This window comes from Maricaulis sp. (assembly GCF_017642925.1).
In the GTDB taxonomy this organism is placed as follows: Bacteria; Pseudomonadota; Alphaproteobacteria; order Caulobacterales; family Maricaulaceae; genus Maricaulis.
The window spans coordinates 51847-67464 of the sequence record NZ_JAEPOL010000012.1; the positions used below are offsets into that span (position 1 = coordinate 51847).

The window sequence follows — 15618 nt, forward strand, 5'->3', positions numbered from 1 at the left end:
TGATTTAGGCACCCGCAACGCCCTTGACCAACGCGATTTTGATGGGCTTTGATAAGGTGAACTTATGACTAATCCGCACCACCTTCCGCCCATCCACGCCATCCGCGTGTTCGAGGCCGCCGCCCGGCTGGGAAACTTCACCCGGACCGGCGAAGCCCTCGGCATGACCCAGGCTGCGGTCAGCTATCAGATCAAGCTGCTGGAAGACCGGCTCGGCTTCGCCCTGTTCGAGCGCAAAGCGCGGCATGTGGAGCTTACGGCACGCGGCCGCCAGCTGGCGCAGGGCACGTCGGAAGCCTTCCGCATGCTCGAACGCACCTTCCGCGAGGTGCGGGAGGATCGTGACAGCGTACTGACCATCACAGCTCTGCCGACCTTCTGCTCGAACTGGCTCGTCCCCCGGATCGGCAATTTCCAGATCGCCCATCCCGAATTCGCGGTGCGCATCGACAGCCGCTCCGAAGTGGTCGACATCGCCGGCGGCGACGCCGATATCGGCATCCGGCTGGGCCATGGCCGCTGGGACGGGCTGGAGGCCCGCTTCCTGTTCGCCGACACAATCACCCCGCTGGTTCCGGCCCGCGCCGTCGAGCGGTTCGGCCCGATCGACACACCCGCCGACCTCCTGAAACTGCGCCTGTTCGGGCCGATGTCCTGGTGGCGCGACTGGTTCGACAATGCCGGTGCCGATCCATCGGGCCTGCCCGAACGTGCCGCGCTGGAGCTGGAAACCCAGTCGATGGAGATTGCGGCAGCGATTGCGGCCGGAGATGCCGCCGTTGCCGTGTCGCCCCTCTACTTCGCCGAACAGATCGCGGCCGGGATACTGGTGCGGCCCTTCGAGGCCGAGCTGGACCACAAGGTGGCCCACTATCTCGTCTATGACCGCAATCGCGCGCGGGAGCCGAAAATCCGGTCCTTCGTGGAGTGGATGCTGTTCCAGCCGATGGCTTTCTGCCTCAACCAGCCCGCCCCGGCCTTCCCCGATGCGGGGGAGACCGTGTAGCGCAACGCTGTGTCGCGCTTCCCAACGGCCCTTTGACGCGCTAACCGGTCTGGCATGACGGATATCAAGTTCTGCGGATTGAAGACGGGGCGGGATGTCGCTGCGGCCGAGCAGGCCGAAGCGCGCTGGACCGGCTATGTCTTTTTCGAGAAGAGCCCGCGCCATGTCAGCCCGTCGCTGGCCGGCGAACTGGCCCATCTGGCAAAAGCCAGCGAAACGGTCGCGGTGACCGTCAATCCGGATGACGATCTCCTGGCGCGTATTCGCGACGCCATGCATCCGGACTGGATCCAGCTGCACGGGTCCGAGACACCGCAACGCGTCGTGCAGGCCCGCGCCTACGCAAAGCGGGGCGTTATCAAGGCCTTGCCCGTCGCCGAGGCGGCCGATCTGGAGGCCGTGAAAGCCTTTGACCGCATCGCCGACATGATCCTGTTCGATGCCAAACCGCCGAAGGGCGCCGACCGTCCGGGCGGCCACGGCACGGGCTATGATTATGCTCTGCTGAAATCGCTGCAGATTTCCGTGCCCTGGCTCTTGTCCGGCGGGCTGGATGCAACCAATGTCTGCGCCGCTGTCGCGGCTGCAGGGGCCGGCGCGGTCGATGTGTCTTCCGGCATAGAGAGCGCACCGGGCGTCAAGGACGCCGCGAAGATGCAAGCTTTTGCCGCAGCCCTGGCGGTCTGACCGCGCCAGTGCGCACCAACCAAGGAGCCGAGCCATGAGCGAACCCGTGTCCGCCGATACACGTCCCAATGCGCTCTCGGCCTGGCCGGATGCGCGTGGCCGGTTTGGCGATTATGGCGGTCGTTTTGTCGCCGAAACATTGATGCCGCTGATCCTGGAGCTGGAAGAGGCCTATGAGACCGCCAAGGCGGATCCGGACTTCCGCGCCGAGATGGACCTCTTCCTGAAGGATTATGTCGGTAAGCCCAGCCCGATCTATTTCGCCGAACGCCTGACCGAAGAATTCGGCGGCGCCCAGGTCTGGTTCAAGCGCGACGAGCTGAACCATACGGGCAGCCACAAGATCAATAACTGTCTCGGCCAGGTCCTGCTGGCCCGCCGCATGGGCAAGACGCGCATCATCGCCGAGACCGGCGCCGGCCAGCATGGTGTGGCGACGGCCACGGTGGCCGCACGTTTCGGCATTCCCTGCACCGTCTTCATGGGTGCCACGGATGTGGAGCGCCAGGCACCGAACGTCTTCCGCATGAAGCTGCTGGGCGCGGAAGTCGTGCCGGTCACTTCGGGCACGGGCACGCTGAAAGACGCCATGAACGAGGCGCTGCGCGACTGGGTGACGAATGTGAAGGACACTTTCTACGTCATCGGCACGGTCGCCGGTCCGCACCCCTATCCGGCCATGGTGCGCGATTTCCAGTCGATCATCGGCCGTGAGGCACGCGCCCAGATGAAGGAACGCCTGGGACGCCTGCCGGATGCCTGCGTCGCCTGTATCGGCGGCGGATCGAATGCGATGGGCCTCTTCCACCCCTTCATCGAGGATGAGGAAGTCCGCCTGATCGGCGTGGAGGCCGCGGGTGAAGGCGTGGAGACCGGCAAGCACGCCGCCTCGCTGAAGGGCGGCAAGCCGGGCATCCTGCACGGCAACAAGACCTATCTTCTGCAGGATGATGACGGCCAGATCATCGACGCCCACTCCATCTCGGCCGGGCTCGACTATCCGGGCATCGGTCCGGAACACGCCTTCCTGCACGACATGAAGCGCGCCGAATACGTCTCGGCGACCGACGCCGAGGCCATGGAAATGTTCCAGCTGTGCACCAAGCTGGAAGGCATCATCCCGGCCCTGGAACCCGCCCACGCCCTGGCGCGCGTCCGCGATCTCGCCAAGGAGCTGGGCAAGGATGGCGTCATCCTGATGAATATGTGCGGCCGCGGCGACAAGGACGTGCCCCAGGTGGCGCGCATGCTGGGGGTGGAGCTCTAGATGACCAACCGCCTCAACACCCGCTTCGCCGAACTGTCTGCCTATAACCGGGCCGGTTTCGTCGCCTACATGATGGCCGGCGACGGCGACAGCCAGGCGCTGCTCAACGCCCTGCCCGCGGCCGGCGCCGATGTGATCGAGCTGGGCATGCCCTTCACCGATCCGATGGCTGACGGCCCGGCGATCCAGGCCTCCGCATTGCGGGCGCTGGAAGCCGGCATGACGCTGAAGGGCACGCTCGCCCAGGCGGCGGAATTCCGGAAGACCGACAAGGACACGCCGATCGTCCTGATGGGCTATGCCAACCCGATCCATCACATGGGCTGGGAGGCATTTGCCAAGGCCGCGGCAAAGGCCGGTGTGGACGGGCTGATCTGCGTCGACGTGCCGCCGGAGGAAGACGACGAGCTGCGCGCCGCACTGGGCAAATACTCCATCGCCCTGATCCGCCTGGCGACCCCGACCACCGACGACAAGCGTCTGGCGACCGTTGTCGCCAACACGTCGGGCTTCGTTTATTACGTTTCCACGACAGGGGTGACCGGTGCCGGGTCCGGTGCGGTGACCGAAGTCGGCGAGGCTGTTGCCCGCGTCCAGCGCGCCAGCGGATTGCCCGTGGCAGTCGGCTTCGGCGTGAAGGAACCGGACCAGGCCGCCGCCATTGCCCGCACGGCTGACGCAGTCGTGGTGGGCTCGGCCATCGTCGATGCCATGCATTCAGGCGGTGTTGCCGGAGCACAAGAGTTGGTAAAGCGCCTGTCGTCCGCTGTGCACGCTGCACGCCGCTGAGGAAGACAAGCCGATGAACGATCGGGATACGGGAATGAACTGGCTGTCCAAGATTACCCCGCCGGGCATGTCGAAAATCTTTTCCAAGCGGGACACGCCGGACAATCTGTGGGTCAAATGCCCCAAGTCGGGCGAGATGGTGTTCCACAAGGATCTGGAAGCCGGCCTGTTCGTGACGCCCGCCGGGCATCACATGCGCATCGGCCCGGCCTGGCGCTTCCAGTTCACCTTCGACGGCGAGTACACCGAGCTGGACACGCCGGAAGTTCCCCGCGACCCGCTGAAGTTCAAGGACGACAAGCCCTATACCTCGCGCCTGACCGCAGCCCGCAAGAAGACCGGGCGCGACGATGCGATGGCGATTGCGGTCGGCCGGATCGGCGGTCTGGAAAGCGTCGTCCTGGTGCAGAATTTTGCCTTCATGGGCGGTTCGCTCGGCATGGCCGCCGGCGAGAGCTTCATCAAGGCGGCCGAAGAGGCGATTGCCCGCAAGGCACCGCTGATCGTCTACACGGCCGCCGGCGGCGCGCGCATGCAGGAGGGCACGCTCTCCCTGATGCAGATGCCGCGCACGACGATTGCCGTGGAAATGCTCAAGGATGCCGGCCTGCCCTATATCGTGGTGCTGACCGATCCCACGACCGGCGGCGTGACCGCCTCCTACGCCATGCTGGGCGATGTCCACATCGCCGAACCGGGCGCCCTGATCGGCTTTGCCGGCCCGCGCGTTATCGAGCAGACGATCCGGGAAAAACTGCCGGAAGGCTTCCAGCGCGCCGAATACCTGCTGGAAAAGGGCATGGTCGACAAAGTGGTGCATCGCCGGGACATTCCGGGTACACTGGGGCGCATGCTGAGGGTCATGATGAAACGCCCCGGAACGTCGATACCGGCCTCCCTGACACCGCCGCCGGCCGACCATGTGGCCAGCGACGGGGGCAGCCATTAGCACGCGCCGTCAAGACCTTGATGACGCGCTGGTGCGCCTTGCGAGCCTGCACCCGCAGAAAATCGATCTTTCCCTTGGCCGCCTGCAGCGCCTTCTGACGGCGCTGGGCAATCCCCAGGACCATCTGCCGCCGACCGTCCATGTCGCGGGAACGAACGGCAAGGGCTCGACCTGTGCCTATCTCGCCGAGATGGCCCGCACCAAGGGCGAGCGGGTGCATATCTACACCTCGCCGCACCTGGTGAATTTCAACGAACGCATCCTGCTCGACTCGACACCCGTCGACGACAAGACGCTAATCGAGGCCTTCGCCCGCTGCGAGGCGGCAAATTTCGGCGAGCCGATCACCTTTTTCGAGATCACCACGGCGGCGGCCCTGCTGCTCTTCTCCGAACATCCCGCCGACCGGCTGATCCTGGAAGTGGGGCTGGGCGGCCGGTTCGACGCCACCAATGTCATCGCCCGGCCGGCCCTGAGCGTGATCACACCGGTCAGTCTCGATCACCAGGAATTCCTGGGCACCGACCTGCGCCAGATCGCCCGCGAGAAGGCGGGCATCTGCAAGTTCGGCGTCCCGGTCGTGGTCGGCAACCAGGTGGATGATGCCGAAGCCGCCATTCTCGACGAGGCCGCCAAGGTCGGGGCTCCGGCCTTCGTCTGGGGCCGCGACTACAATGCCTATATCCAGCACGGACGGCTGATCTACGAGGATGAAAGCCGCGTCTGGGACCTGCCGGCACCCGGTCTTCTGGGCCCGCACCAGATCCTCAATGCCGGGGCCGCTGCGGCCGCAGCGGCCGTGCTGCAATGGCCCGAAAGCGCTGCGGCCGCCGGTATTGCCAATGCGACCTGGCCGGCGCGCCTGCAAAGCATTACCCGCGGTCCGCTCGGCGAGATCGCGCGCAAGGCCGGTGCCGAGCTCTGGCTCGATGGCGGTCATAATGAAGCCGCCGCCAAAGCCCTCTCCCACGCCCTCGCCGACATGGACGAGCGCGAGGAGCGCCCGCTGGTCATCATTGCGGGTTTCTCGCCCAACAAGGACGTCACCGCCTGGTGCAGCCAGTTCTCCGGCCTGGCCCGGCGCCTCATTGCGGTGGAGTTCAAGTCCGGCCGCGGCGGCTCGCAGCCGGCACAGGACGTTGTCGCGGCCTGCCAGGCCGGCGGCGTGACGGCAGAGATCGCCAGCGGCCTGATCCCGGCGATGAAGAAAGCGGCCAAGGAACATCCGGCGCCGCGCATCCTGATCGGCGGCTCGCTCTACCTCGCCGGCGAAGCCCTCGCCCTCGGCGACGCCCCGCCCCACCGTACGCCGGGTTAGGTTTCTTCCCCACGAGAGTGGGGAAGTGGGCCGATGCGCAGCATCGGGTCGAAGGGGCGGCGCGAAGCGCCGTTACACGGTGATGCTCGGCTCCGACATCCCGCCGCGTGCCGCGGCGGCCCCTCCCCCGCTTCGCGGGTCCCCCTCCCCACTCATGTGGGGAGGAAAGAAAAACGGGCGCCCCGGTGGAGCGCCCGTTTCAGCATTCGAAAAGCGTCGGGAAGCCTAGAGGCTTTCCTTGACCCATTCGGAAATCTTGCCCTTGGCCATGGCGCCGATCTTGGTGGAGACGACCTGGCCATCCTTGAAGATCATCATGGTCGGGATGCCGCGTACGCCATACTTGCCGGGCGTCATCGGGTGGTCGTCGATATTCACCTTGGCGATGGTCAGCTCGCCGGCCATCTCGTCGGAAATTTCCTCGAGCGCCGGGGCGATCTGCTTGCACGGCCCGCACCATTCGGCCCAGAAGTCCACGAGGACCGGACCGGGTGCATTGAGAACGTCGCTTTCGAAGGATTCATCGCTGACCGCCTTGGTCGCCATGGGAAACTCCTTTTTTCGGGCCTTTAACGAACATGTGCCCGAAGATCCGGACACGATGGATGGCGCGTGAGGTAAGGAGAGCCGCCGCCGCCGTCAAGCCGTCGCCCCGTCGAGCACGGCGTCCATCACCTCGTCTGCCACTTCCATGAGCCGTGCTGCATCCGTCCAGAGCAGCGCGCAACGTACCGTTTTTCCGGGGTGAACCGCGCGGAGCAGGGCGCGGTAGGTCGCCAGCTGGCCGATATACACTTTCGCCACTGCAGCAACGTCTTCCGGCGGCGGGCGATTGGTCTTGTAGTCGACGATCAGCACCTCGCTGTCCGTCACGACCAGGCGGTCGACCTGGCCCCGCACGATCACATTTCCGGGAAGATCCGGTGCACGCCCGACGAGCGACACCTCGGCCCGGCTGCCCGGTCCGAACAGGGGCGCGAAGTCGGGATGATCGAGAATGCCCAGCGTCTCTTCGATCATCACCTGCCGGTCGGTGTCGGAGAAATCGGGCTGGGCCGCGACAAAGCGCTCGGCCGCCTCGCGCCGGCGCTCACGGGCCACGTCCGGCAGGGTCTGCAGGAGTTTGTGGATCACATCGCCGCGCCGGAAACGGTGCGCCCCCGGATCGGCGAGCGGCGAGAGAACCGGCGGTTCGAAATCCGCCTCCTCGCCACCGAGGAAGCTCGACGGCGCCACACCGCGCACGCCGGACTGTTCGCTGCGCGCCGGAATGCGCGCCCAGTCCGGAACCGCCATGACCGCACGGCGGGCCCGTTCGGCCTCGCCCAGCGCGACCGGCGCAGGACCGAAACGCAGGCCTGCGCCAATGTCCTCGATACGGGCAGAGAGCGGCGTCTCGATCTCGTCCCAGCCCTCACCGCCCCAGTGCTCGGCCAGGCGCGCATACCAGCTGTCATCGGAGATCTGGCCCAGCGCGCCAGCGCCCTGACGCCAGCCGCACACGATCAGCCGGTCCCGCGCGCGAGTCAGGGCGACATAGAGCAGACGGCCATGCTCGGCCTTCAGGCGGTTGGCGGCTGTCTCGCGCAATTCGGCCACAGCCGGCGGATCCTCCGCCTTGCGCTGCGACCAGATCAGCCCGGCCTCGGGATGGGAGAGGATCGCATCGCCCTTGCCGGTGAGCGGCGAGCGCGTCGTGTCCGGCAGGATGACAACCGGCCGCTCCAGCCCCTTGGAGGCGTGAACCGTCATCACCTGGACCTCGTCCCGGTCATGACTCATCTCGCGCTTGAGCTGGGTGTCCTCGGTGCCGATCGCCGCGAGGAAGGAGGACAGCGCTCCTCCGCCTTCACGCTCATGATCCAGCGCCCGCGCCAGGAATTCCTCCAGCGGATCGCGCGCCTCCTCGCCCAGACGCGCATAGACCCGCGCCCAGCGCGTCTCGCCGGTTGGCGTGCGCGCATTGAGAAAACCCGCGAAGAGATCGTAGAGCCGGTCGCTGTCAGCTGCGTCGCGCACGGATTTCAGGGCATCGCGCGCTTCGATCAGGCGCGGATCGTCGCTGGTGAAAAGCGCACTCCACAGCGTACCGCGGCGCGTCGACGTGCGGCGGCGGGCCAGATCGAGCAGCACATCGTCGTCAATCGCCGGCGGACCGCCGTCTGCCGGGTCGAAGAAGGGCGATTTGAGCAATTCCGCCAGCGCCAGATCGTCGCCCGGCGTGATCGCGAAGCGCGCCAGCGCCAGCATGTCCTTCACCGCCGTCTGCTCCTTGAGCACCATGCGGTCGGCACCCGCCACGGGCACACCCTTCAGCTTGAGCTGGCGGATCACTTCCTCGAAGAAGCCGCCGGTGCGGCGCCAGACCAGGATGGCGATATCGCCGGGCCGGACGGGACGCTGGCTGAACGCGCCGCGCGCCTCTTCCCAGATCCCGTCACCACGCGCCAGCATGGCGCGGATTTCCTCGGCGACCGTCTCGGCCAGGATATCCCGCGCCGAACCGCGCGCGCTCGCATCGACCGGATCGAAGATCGAGGCTTCCTCGACGCTTTCCGGCTTGGGTACGGCGGGCCAGAACTCGACACAGCCGGGCGTGTTCATGCGTGCAGCGCGGTGGCTCTGATAGCGGGCGAAGGGGCGGTCCGACGCCTGGAATTTCGTCTCCGGCGCCATGAAGGCCGCAGCCTCCGGCGCGAAGGCCTGGTCCACAGCGGCGAGGATTTCCGGTGCCGAGCGGAAGGATACGTCCAGGCCGGGGCGTTCGAAACCCAGCTCGGCCGCGCTGGCGGCTGCGGCAAGACGATCGCCTTCTTCCATGAAGCGGGCCGGTTCGGCACCCTGGAAGGAATAGATCGACTGTTTCTCATCGCCGACGATGAAGAGGGTCCGCCCGCTTTCGCGCGCGCCCGCACCGGCGAAGAATTCCGCCGTCAGCCCGCGGATCATGTCCCACTGCCGCGGCGCGGTGTCCTGGGCTTCGTCGATCAGCGCATGCGCCAGCGTACCGTCAAGCTTGTAGCCAACCCAGCCGGAAAAGGCGTTTTCCGGCCGCAGGAGATCGCCCGCCAGCCGCACGAGATCGTCGAAATCGAGCGCGCGGCGGCGTTGCAGCTCGTCCTCATAGGCCTCGACAAAGCGCGCCGCGATATGGATCGCCGCCGCACTCGCTTCAGCCACAGCGGCGGCCCGGACCTGATCGCGGACCTTCTCCAGCCGCGCGCATTCGCGCTCCAGCATCGGCTTCACACCCGGCGCGACCTTGTCGCAGCCTGCCGTGATCAGCGATTTGGCCGGTGTGCCGCGCCCCTTGTCGGTGAAGAAAACCTGGACGTAGAGATCGAACGCGTCTTCGGCGCGGCCGGATTTCAGGGCCTGCTCGATCAGGTCGGCGCGCCCCGCATCGGTCTTGCCGCCATGATTGCGCTGGACGATGACCGCCTCTTCCAGATGATCGTGCGGCGCCTGCGCCCAGGCCGCCGCTTTCAGCGCATCCGCCGTGGCACCGATCTCCAGACCAAGCGTGGTGTAGAGTGTGTCGACCAACCCGTCCGGGCCGCCCGCGCGGTCCAGCGCATCGCGGAAATCATGCCGGCGGCCGCGGGCCCAGGCCATGATGGAGGCAAACGCGTCCGGCCCGCCGGTGCGCAGTACCAGATCGACGGTTTCCGGCGGCAGAGCACACAGCACGCGCTGGCGTGCGGCATCGATCCGCCGGGCCGCCTCGGCCTCGTCCAGCGTGTCAAAGCCGGGTGGCGCGCCCGCTTCCAGCGGGAAACGCCGCAGCAGGTTTTCGCAGAAAGCGTGGATGGTCTGGATTTTCAGACCGCCCGGCGTTTCCAGCGCACGAGCGAACAGGCGGCGGGCATCCTCGATCTGCCCGACCGGCAGATCGCCATGACCCAGCTGTTCCTTCAGATCGCGCTCGAGCTCCTCCGCCCCCGCCACCGACCAGCGCCCCAGACGGGTGAAGAGACGGTCCTTCATCTCGGCCGCGGCAGCCTTGGTATAAGTGACGCAGAGGATTTCCTCCGGCGCGACGCCCTGGAGCAGGATGTTCACCACCCGGTCGACCAGGACGCGGGTCTTGCCCGAGCCGGCATTGGCTTCCACGAAGACGCTGACGCCATGATGAGCGGCCCGCTTCTGGGCGTCGGACGCAGCCGCGCGGATCGTATCGTCGAAGCCGGGCGCGCTCATGTGTCGCCCTCCGACCCGTCCGGCGCACTCGCCCACTCGCCGCGGCGGGCGAGATGGTCAAAATCACCGTAATCATTGGTATACTTGGCGCGCGTCTGGCTTTCATACGGCATCGTTTCGGCATCGAAACGAGCGATCCAGCCCGTGAGATCCTCCAGCGCCTTCTCCGCCATCTCCATGGCGTCCGGCTGGTTGCGGCCGCTGTCCACACGCCGCTCCTCGCCGCCCTTCGCATTACCCGGAAGCGCCAGATAGTAGAGCCCCGCCACCGGCGCAGCCGCCAGATCGGGAAAGCCGTTCCCGGTCGCCGCGATCGCCGCGGTCAGCGGCAATTGCGGATCGAACCCGGCTGCGACTTCCTTGGGCGAGGCGCTGGAGCCGGTCTTGTAGTCGATCACATCGATCCGGCCATCGGGATGACGGTCAAACCGGTCAGCCCGTCCGTAAAGCACGAAATCGCCGGCCGGCCCGTCCAGCCTCCGCTCGCCCCGGATTTCCACCTGGTCGACCGTGATGCCGAGGTCACGACGGCGCCGTTCCCAGGCGACCAGCCAGGCCGCAGCCCGGCGGAAGCGGGCCAGTTCCACCGCCATCTCGCCCGGCTGGAATCCCCATTCAAGCAGGTAGGGCTGCGCGGCCGCGACGAGCTGGTCCTCCGCATCCGCGGGCACGGCATCGCGCCAGAGCGGCACCACATCCTGCAGCGCGGCGTGCAGGGCGGTCCCGCGCTCACGCGCGCCCGGGGGCATGTCGGCCGGATCGAGCCGGCGCAGGCCGAGAACATGGCGCGCGAAGATGGAATAGGGGTCGCGGACCCAGGTGCGGATTTCCGTGATCGACAGCTTGCGCGGCCGTTCGGCGACGGGCGGAGACGGGGCAGGCCTCGGCGCCGGTACGGGCGCAATGCCCGTCTCGTCGAGCACGCGCGCAAGGGCGAGATAGTCGGTCTTCGGCGCCAGCGCCGCTTCGGCCCCCGCTTCGCCCAGCGCGCCACTGGCCAGTGTCTTCAGGCGCCACACCCAGCGCGAGGCGACGGTGGGCGCGCCATCGGCCTTGCCGGCCCGGGTCAGGATTACGTCCGGCGCAGCAGCCAGCTGTGCGAAATCGTGCGCGGCCAGACCATAGCGCCGTTCCGGCGCGCCCAGCTCGGCCGCGATCCGCATACCGCGGGAGAGCCAGGGGTCCGCACCCAGTCCCGCCGGCCAGACGCCTTCATTGAGCCCGGCCAGGATCACCCGGTCGGCCGAGATCAGGCGCGCTTCCAGCGGACCGAGAACCTGCAGGCGCGGATGCACACCCAGCCTGGGCGGCACGCGCCGTGCACCGATCAGTTCGCGTACGGCGGCAGCATAATCGGTCAGCGACATTTCCGGCAGGCTGTCGCTCTCCTCCAGCAGCGAACGGACCAGTCCGGCTGCCGCCTCACCGCCTTCCCCGCCCCACAGCGCGCCCTCGCCCTGCGGTGTCGCGGACAGGGCCTCCGCCGCACGGGCATGCGCTTCCGCCCAGGCGGCCGCGCTGCGCGTTTCGCCATCGATCAGCGGCGCGAAGGCGTGTTCCAGACCGTCGAGTAACGTCCGGACCAGCGCCTTGTCGTCGTCGAAAAGCTCGACATATTTGCCGTCCAGCCGCTGGCGCACGGCGGCAAGATCATGCCCGGGCCGCGCGCCGCGCAGGGCCTCGGCCTCGAACTTGGCCAGGACGGTGTGGACTGTCCCGCGCGGATGGCCGGCGCTGAACAGGGGCGAACTCCACAGCGCCGACAGGGCGACAACGCTGCCGGGATCCTCGGCCACGTCGAGAAGGCGGGTCAGAAACGCCCCGGCCGGTGTCTCGGCCAGCGAGGCGCCGCCGGAATCGTCCAGCTTCACGCCGAACCGGGTCATCTCGGCCGAGACCCGCCGCGCGAGCGCTCGGTCGGGTGTGACCAGGATGGCGGTGCGGTCGGGCGTCTCCAGCGTCTCGCGCAGCATGAGGGCACAGGCGCGCGCCTCGCTGATCGGGTCCGGCGCCTCGATCAGCGCAAGGCCCGACAATGCGCGTTCAAAAAAGTCCTCGCCGAAACGCCCGCGCAGATGCTCGATCCGCGACATCCATTCATCCGTCGTCCCGGCCGGCCGCAAGGCCTCGGCGATCAGGCGGCGGCGCATTTCGGCAGGGCGCGCCTCGGCGGCACCCGGCCAGGCGCGAACCTCGGACCGAGCCGCCCCGCATTGGGCGACGAATTCCTTCATCGCCCATTGCGGGTGCACGTCATCCACAGCAGCCCACGCGGTGTCGTCGGCATCCCAGTCGAAACCGGGCAGCACGACAGCGCCCTGCGGCAGGCCGGCGATTACCTGCATCAGGTCGCGGGCCGCCGGGATCGACCCGGTCGAACCTATGGCAAGCACGGGATGATCCGGCGGACTTGTCTGCCAGCGTTCGATCAGCTTGCGCAGGACAAGCGAGCGACGCGCCGCGGCATCGGTGAGGCCCAGCTCGGCCAGGCGCGCCGGCCAGACGCGCTGGACGATATCGATGAACTCGACCGCCTCGCGCCGGTCGGCCGGTAGATGATCGCGCATGGCCTCGTCGATGGCGGTCAAGTCCTCGACTTCCTCGGTCGCCAGATCGTCCATCAGCGCCGCCAGCGGTTCGGCCAGCGCCAAAGCCCCGCCAATCCCGATCGGCCGGCCCAGGGCGGCTTCCTTGGCGAGGATCAGCCGCGCCAGTTCGAACCGGCGGCGCGCAGGCGAGACGGGCGGCGGCGCGATGCCCGCCAGCTCGCCGGGCTCGAAGGGCGGATCGTCGACATCAACATCGCCGATCGGCCGGATCAGCGGCAGAAGCGCGACGCCGGTGCCGGCTTCCTCGGCGAAGATGTCGCCCAGCGCCTTGGCCGCCCGGCGCGTCGGCGTGAGGATCAGGATACGGGTCAGGGCGTCCGGATTGCCCGCCGCATCGAATTCGGCGCGCAGGGTGCGGGTGACGGTGCGAAGGAAATCGTCCTGCGGCGGCAGGGTGAAGAGGCGCGGGGCCGGCGTATCGAAGATCCGCGCGCTCACCCTTTCAGCCGCGCCTCGGCCTCTTGCAGGGCGCCGGGATCGCCGACATGCATCCAGAAACTCTCCATGGCGATGCCGTGGACACGCCCGTCCGGTTCCAGTGCCTTCCAGATTTCCATCATGGAGAAGCGCTCGGCCGTGCGGCCGGCGAGAATGCGCGGATGAACAATATGGACGCCGGCAAAGGCGTAGGGGGCCGAGGCCGCCGCGCCCCGGAAGCGCACCTGCCCGTCCGGTTCGAGGAAGACATCGCCTGCACCGTCGAAGCCGAGCGTGCGCGCCATCGGCGCAAGCAGGAGGAGCACATCCATCCGCTCCGGGTCCCAGGCCGCCTGCATGCGGTCGAGTTCGCGCACGCCTTCATCGACCCAGACTGCGTCGATATTGGAGACGAAGAAGGGTTCATCGCCCAGAACGGGCAGCGCCTTCACCACGCCGCCGCCTGTCTCCAGAACCTCGCCGGTCTCATCCGAGACCGTGATGGCGGGCGCGCCGATGCGGCGTTCCAGATGGGCGCGCATCCGTTCCGGGAAGTGGTGGATATTGACGGCACAGTCCTCGACGCCCGCCGCGGCGAACCGGTCCAGCGCCCAGTCGACCAGCGCCTTGCCGCCCACCTCGACCAGCGCCTTGGGCCGGTCATTGGTGATCGGCCGCATCCGCGTGCCCAGCCCGGCGGCCAGCGCCATGCCCCGGTTGATCCGCGTCATTTGTGCGCTTCCAGCAATACGGCGCCGGCATGCGCCTTGATCCACAGATTCAGCTCCATCAGCGCAGGGTGCTGGATATCGCCGGCGAAGTGGCGGGCGACACGCGGCAGCATGTCGAGATAGCGCGCCTTGCCGTCGCGCACGGCGAGCCGCACGAAAATGCCGAGGATCTTGGCATTGCGCTGGGCCCCGAGGACGGCATAGGCCGCGTCGAAGCCGGCCGCATCGCCCAAGCCGGCGCGCTCGACGAAACGGGCTTTCAGCGGCACGGCGAGCTTGCGGTCGACATTGCGGCGCGCGTCTTCCAGCAGGGAGACGAGATCATAGGCCGGATGGCCGATCAGCGCGTCCTGGAAGTCGAGCAGGCCGACCGAGGCCTCGCCCTGGCGCTCCGGCAGATAGATCAGGTTCTCCGCATGATAGTCGCGCAGCACGAGGCCCGGCGGGCAGTTCTCCAGCCGCCCGAAGGCGCGGGTCCAGATGGCGCGCCATTCGTCCAGCGCGGCCTCGGACAGGGTCACGCCCGCATGCCGACCCAGAAACCATTCGACGAAGAGATCGGCCTCGGCCATCAGAGCGGTCGCATCATAGGCCTGCAGCGGCCAGCTCTGCCCGCCGGCCTCGACCGCATCGGGAAAGCTGGACCGGTATATCGCCGCCAGCGTGTCGATGGCGGCGGCATAGAGAGAGCCTTCGTGCATCTGGTCCGGCAGCAGCCGCGCGAACAGCGCGTCACCCAGATCTTCGAGCAACAGGAAACCGTGTTCGAGATCGCTCGCCAGGATGGACGGCGCAGAAAAGCCACGCTCGCACAACACGTCCGACAGTCCGGCAAAAGCCGTCAGGTTCGGACCGGCCAGACGCGCCTCGGCATTATAGCCCAGCGCCTTGCGTTCTTCGGGACTGGCATCGGGCGGGCAGGCCGGTGCCTCGGCACCGGAGGGCGCATCCATCAGCATCGCCGTGCGCGCACCATCGGCCAGGCGGACATAGCGCCGCGTCGAGGCATCGCCGGCCAGCGGATGGCGCTGGGCCGCAGCCCAGCCGGCGCGGTCGAGAAACGCGTCGAGGGCGCGATCGCGATCAGATGTCGTCAACTCTTTCCTCCCACCGGCCATATCCCGTTATCCGGGCTTTGCGGCCTGACTCCAAGTCGGTGTTTTCACCGCTCAACAGGATTTCCAGACGGTCCGGCGGCAGCCTGCCGCCCAGGCGGTCCGGCCATTCCACGAGACAGATCGCCGTGTCGAACGCATCGTCCAGCCCCAGCTCGTCGAGCTCGGACGGGTCCTCGATGCGGTAAAGGTCGGCGTGCCAGACCTCGTCACCTGCATCCGTGTCATAGATCTGGACGAGCGTGTAGGTCGGGCTGGGCGCATCCTCGATGCCACACAATGTCGCGATCACGGCGCGAGCGAGCGTGGTCTTTCCCGCCCCCAGATCGCCGTTGAGCAGGACGGCATCACCGGGCCCGAGCACCGCGGCCAGGCGGGTGCCGAGGCTGCGTGTGGCTTCCAGTCCATCGAGGTGATGCGTGCGTGAAGACCCCATGCCATGCGATTAGCGAAGCCCGCGCGCACCGGCAAGCGGTGAGGCTGTATCTTGACTCTGCTGTGAACGCTGTTCATGTCCATGACGGTTCACG

The 15618-nt window shown here is 67.5% G+C and carries 12 protein-coding genes; 6 read left to right on the forward strand and 6 right to left on the reverse strand.

The genetic code is table 11. The annotated features are described in order from the left end of the window. The first annotated feature begins 64 nt into the window (after positions 1-64). Genes JJ918_RS11125 through JJ918_RS11150 form a run of 6 tightly spaced genes read left to right on the forward strand, consistent with a single transcriptional unit; the run spans position 65 to position 6016 of the window. On the forward strand, positions 65-1006 hold the full coding sequence (locus JJ918_RS11125; RefSeq protein ID WP_291887101.1) for a LysR substrate-binding domain-containing protein: 942 nt from the start codon (positions 65-67) through the stop codon (positions 1004-1006). A 54-nt stretch (positions 1007-1060) separates the two neighbouring features. Next, positions 1061-1693: a phosphoribosylanthranilate isomerase gene (locus JJ918_RS11130; protein WP_291887104.1), complete on the forward strand. Its 633-nt coding sequence runs from the start codon at positions 1061-1063 to the stop codon at positions 1691-1693. A 34-nt stretch (positions 1694-1727) separates the two neighbouring features. Beyond that, the gene (trpB, locus tag JJ918_RS11135; RefSeq protein WP_291887106.1) at positions 1728-2960 is read left to right on the forward strand and encodes a tryptophan synthase subunit beta; all 1233 of its coding nucleotides are present in this window, start codon (positions 1728-1730) and stop codon (positions 2958-2960) included. Continuing rightward, positions 2961-3749, forward strand: a complete 789-nt coding sequence (gene trpA, locus JJ918_RS11140) for a tryptophan synthase subunit alpha (protein ID WP_291887109.1) — start codon at positions 2961-2963, stop codon at positions 3747-3749. Between the two features lie 34 nt (positions 3750-3783). Then, positions 3784-4698 (forward strand): acetyl-CoA carboxylase, carboxyltransferase subunit beta, encoded by a 915-nt coding sequence (accD, locus tag JJ918_RS11145; RefSeq protein WP_291887112.1) that lies wholly within the window; start codon positions 3784-3786, stop codon positions 4696-4698. A 31-nt stretch (positions 4699-4729) separates the two neighbouring features. Then, positions 4730-6016 carry a folylpolyglutamate synthase/dihydrofolate synthase family protein gene (locus JJ918_RS11150; protein ID WP_291887114.1) on the forward strand — a complete coding sequence of 429 codons (1287 nt, stop codon included), beginning with the start codon at positions 4730-4732 and terminating at the stop codon, positions 6014-6016. A gap of 225 nt (positions 6017-6241) precedes the next feature. On the opposite strand, the gene trxA is transcribed toward JJ918_RS11150, so the two are convergent. The 6 genes from trxA to tsaE form a co-directional block, all read right to left on the reverse strand. Then, positions 6242-6562 (reverse strand): thioredoxin TrxA, encoded by a 321-nt coding sequence (gene trxA / locus JJ918_RS11155; protein ID WP_271187496.1) that lies wholly within the window; start codon positions 6560-6562, stop codon positions 6242-6244. Between the two features lie 93 nt (positions 6563-6655). Further along, entirely contained in the window at positions 6656-10216 is a 3561-nt protein-coding gene (gene addA / locus JJ918_RS11160; protein WP_291887119.1) for a double-strand break repair helicase AddA, read from the reverse strand. Continuing rightward, on the reverse strand, positions 10213-13263 hold the full coding sequence (addB, locus tag JJ918_RS11165; RefSeq protein ID WP_291887123.1) for a double-strand break repair protein AddB: 3051 nt from the start codon (positions 13261-13263) through the stop codon (positions 10213-10215). Before addB ends, addA begins: the two co-directional genes overlap by 4 nt. Continuing rightward, positions 13260-13973, reverse strand: coding sequence for a nucleotidyltransferase family protein (locus JJ918_RS11170; protein WP_291887126.1), 714 nt, complete (start codon positions 13971-13973; stop codon positions 13260-13262). Before JJ918_RS11170 ends, addB begins: the two co-directional genes overlap by 4 nt. Beyond that, a complete protein-coding gene (locus tag JJ918_RS11175) occupies positions 13970-15070 on the reverse strand; it encodes a phosphotransferase (protein ID WP_291887129.1) in 1101 nt (366 codons plus the stop codon). Before JJ918_RS11175 ends, JJ918_RS11170 begins: the two co-directional genes overlap by 4 nt. Further along, complete coding sequence (gene tsaE / locus JJ918_RS11180) at positions 15057-15524, reverse strand: tRNA (adenosine(37)-N6)-threonylcarbamoyltransferase complex ATPase subunit type 1 TsaE (RefSeq protein ID WP_291887132.1); 468 nt, start codon at positions 15522-15524, stop codon at positions 15057-15059. Before tsaE ends, JJ918_RS11175 begins: the two co-directional genes overlap by 14 nt. Positions 15525-15618 lie beyond the last annotated feature (94 nt).

What these genes read in the sequence shown, in the direction of transcription:
- JJ918_RS11125 (WP_291887101.1), top strand. Translation starts at nt 65, where the DNA reads ATGACTAATCCGCACCACCTTCCGCCCATCCACGCCATCCGCGTGTTC.
- JJ918_RS11130 (WP_291887104.1), top strand. Translation starts at nt 1,061, where the DNA reads ATGACGGATATCAAGTTCTGCGGATTGAAGACGGGGCGGGATGTCGCT.
- trpB (WP_291887106.1), top strand. Translation starts at nt 1,728, where the DNA reads ATGAGCGAACCCGTGTCCGCCGATACACGTCCCAATGCGCTCTCGGCC.
- trpA (WP_291887109.1), top strand. Translation starts at nt 2,961, where the DNA reads ATGACCAACCGCCTCAACACCCGCTTCGCCGAACTGTCTGCCTATAAC.
- accD (WP_291887112.1), top strand. Translation starts at nt 3,784, where the DNA reads ATGAACTGGCTGTCCAAGATTACCCCGCCGGGCATGTCGAAAATCTTT.
- trxA (WP_271187496.1), bottom strand. Translation starts at nt 6,562, where the DNA reads ATGGCGACCAAGGCGGTCAGCGATGAATCCTTCGAAAGCGACGTTCTC.
- addA (WP_291887119.1), bottom strand. Translation starts at nt 10,216, where the DNA reads ATGAGCGCGCCCGGCTTCGACGATACGATCCGCGCGGCTGCGTCCGAC.
- JJ918_RS11170 (WP_291887126.1), bottom strand. Translation starts at nt 13,973, where the DNA reads ATGACGCGGATCAACCGGGGCATGGCGCTGGCCGCCGGGCTGGGCACG.
- tsaE (WP_291887132.1), bottom strand. Translation starts at nt 15,524, where the DNA reads ATGGGGTCTTCACGCACGCATCACCTCGATGGACTGGAAGCCACACGC.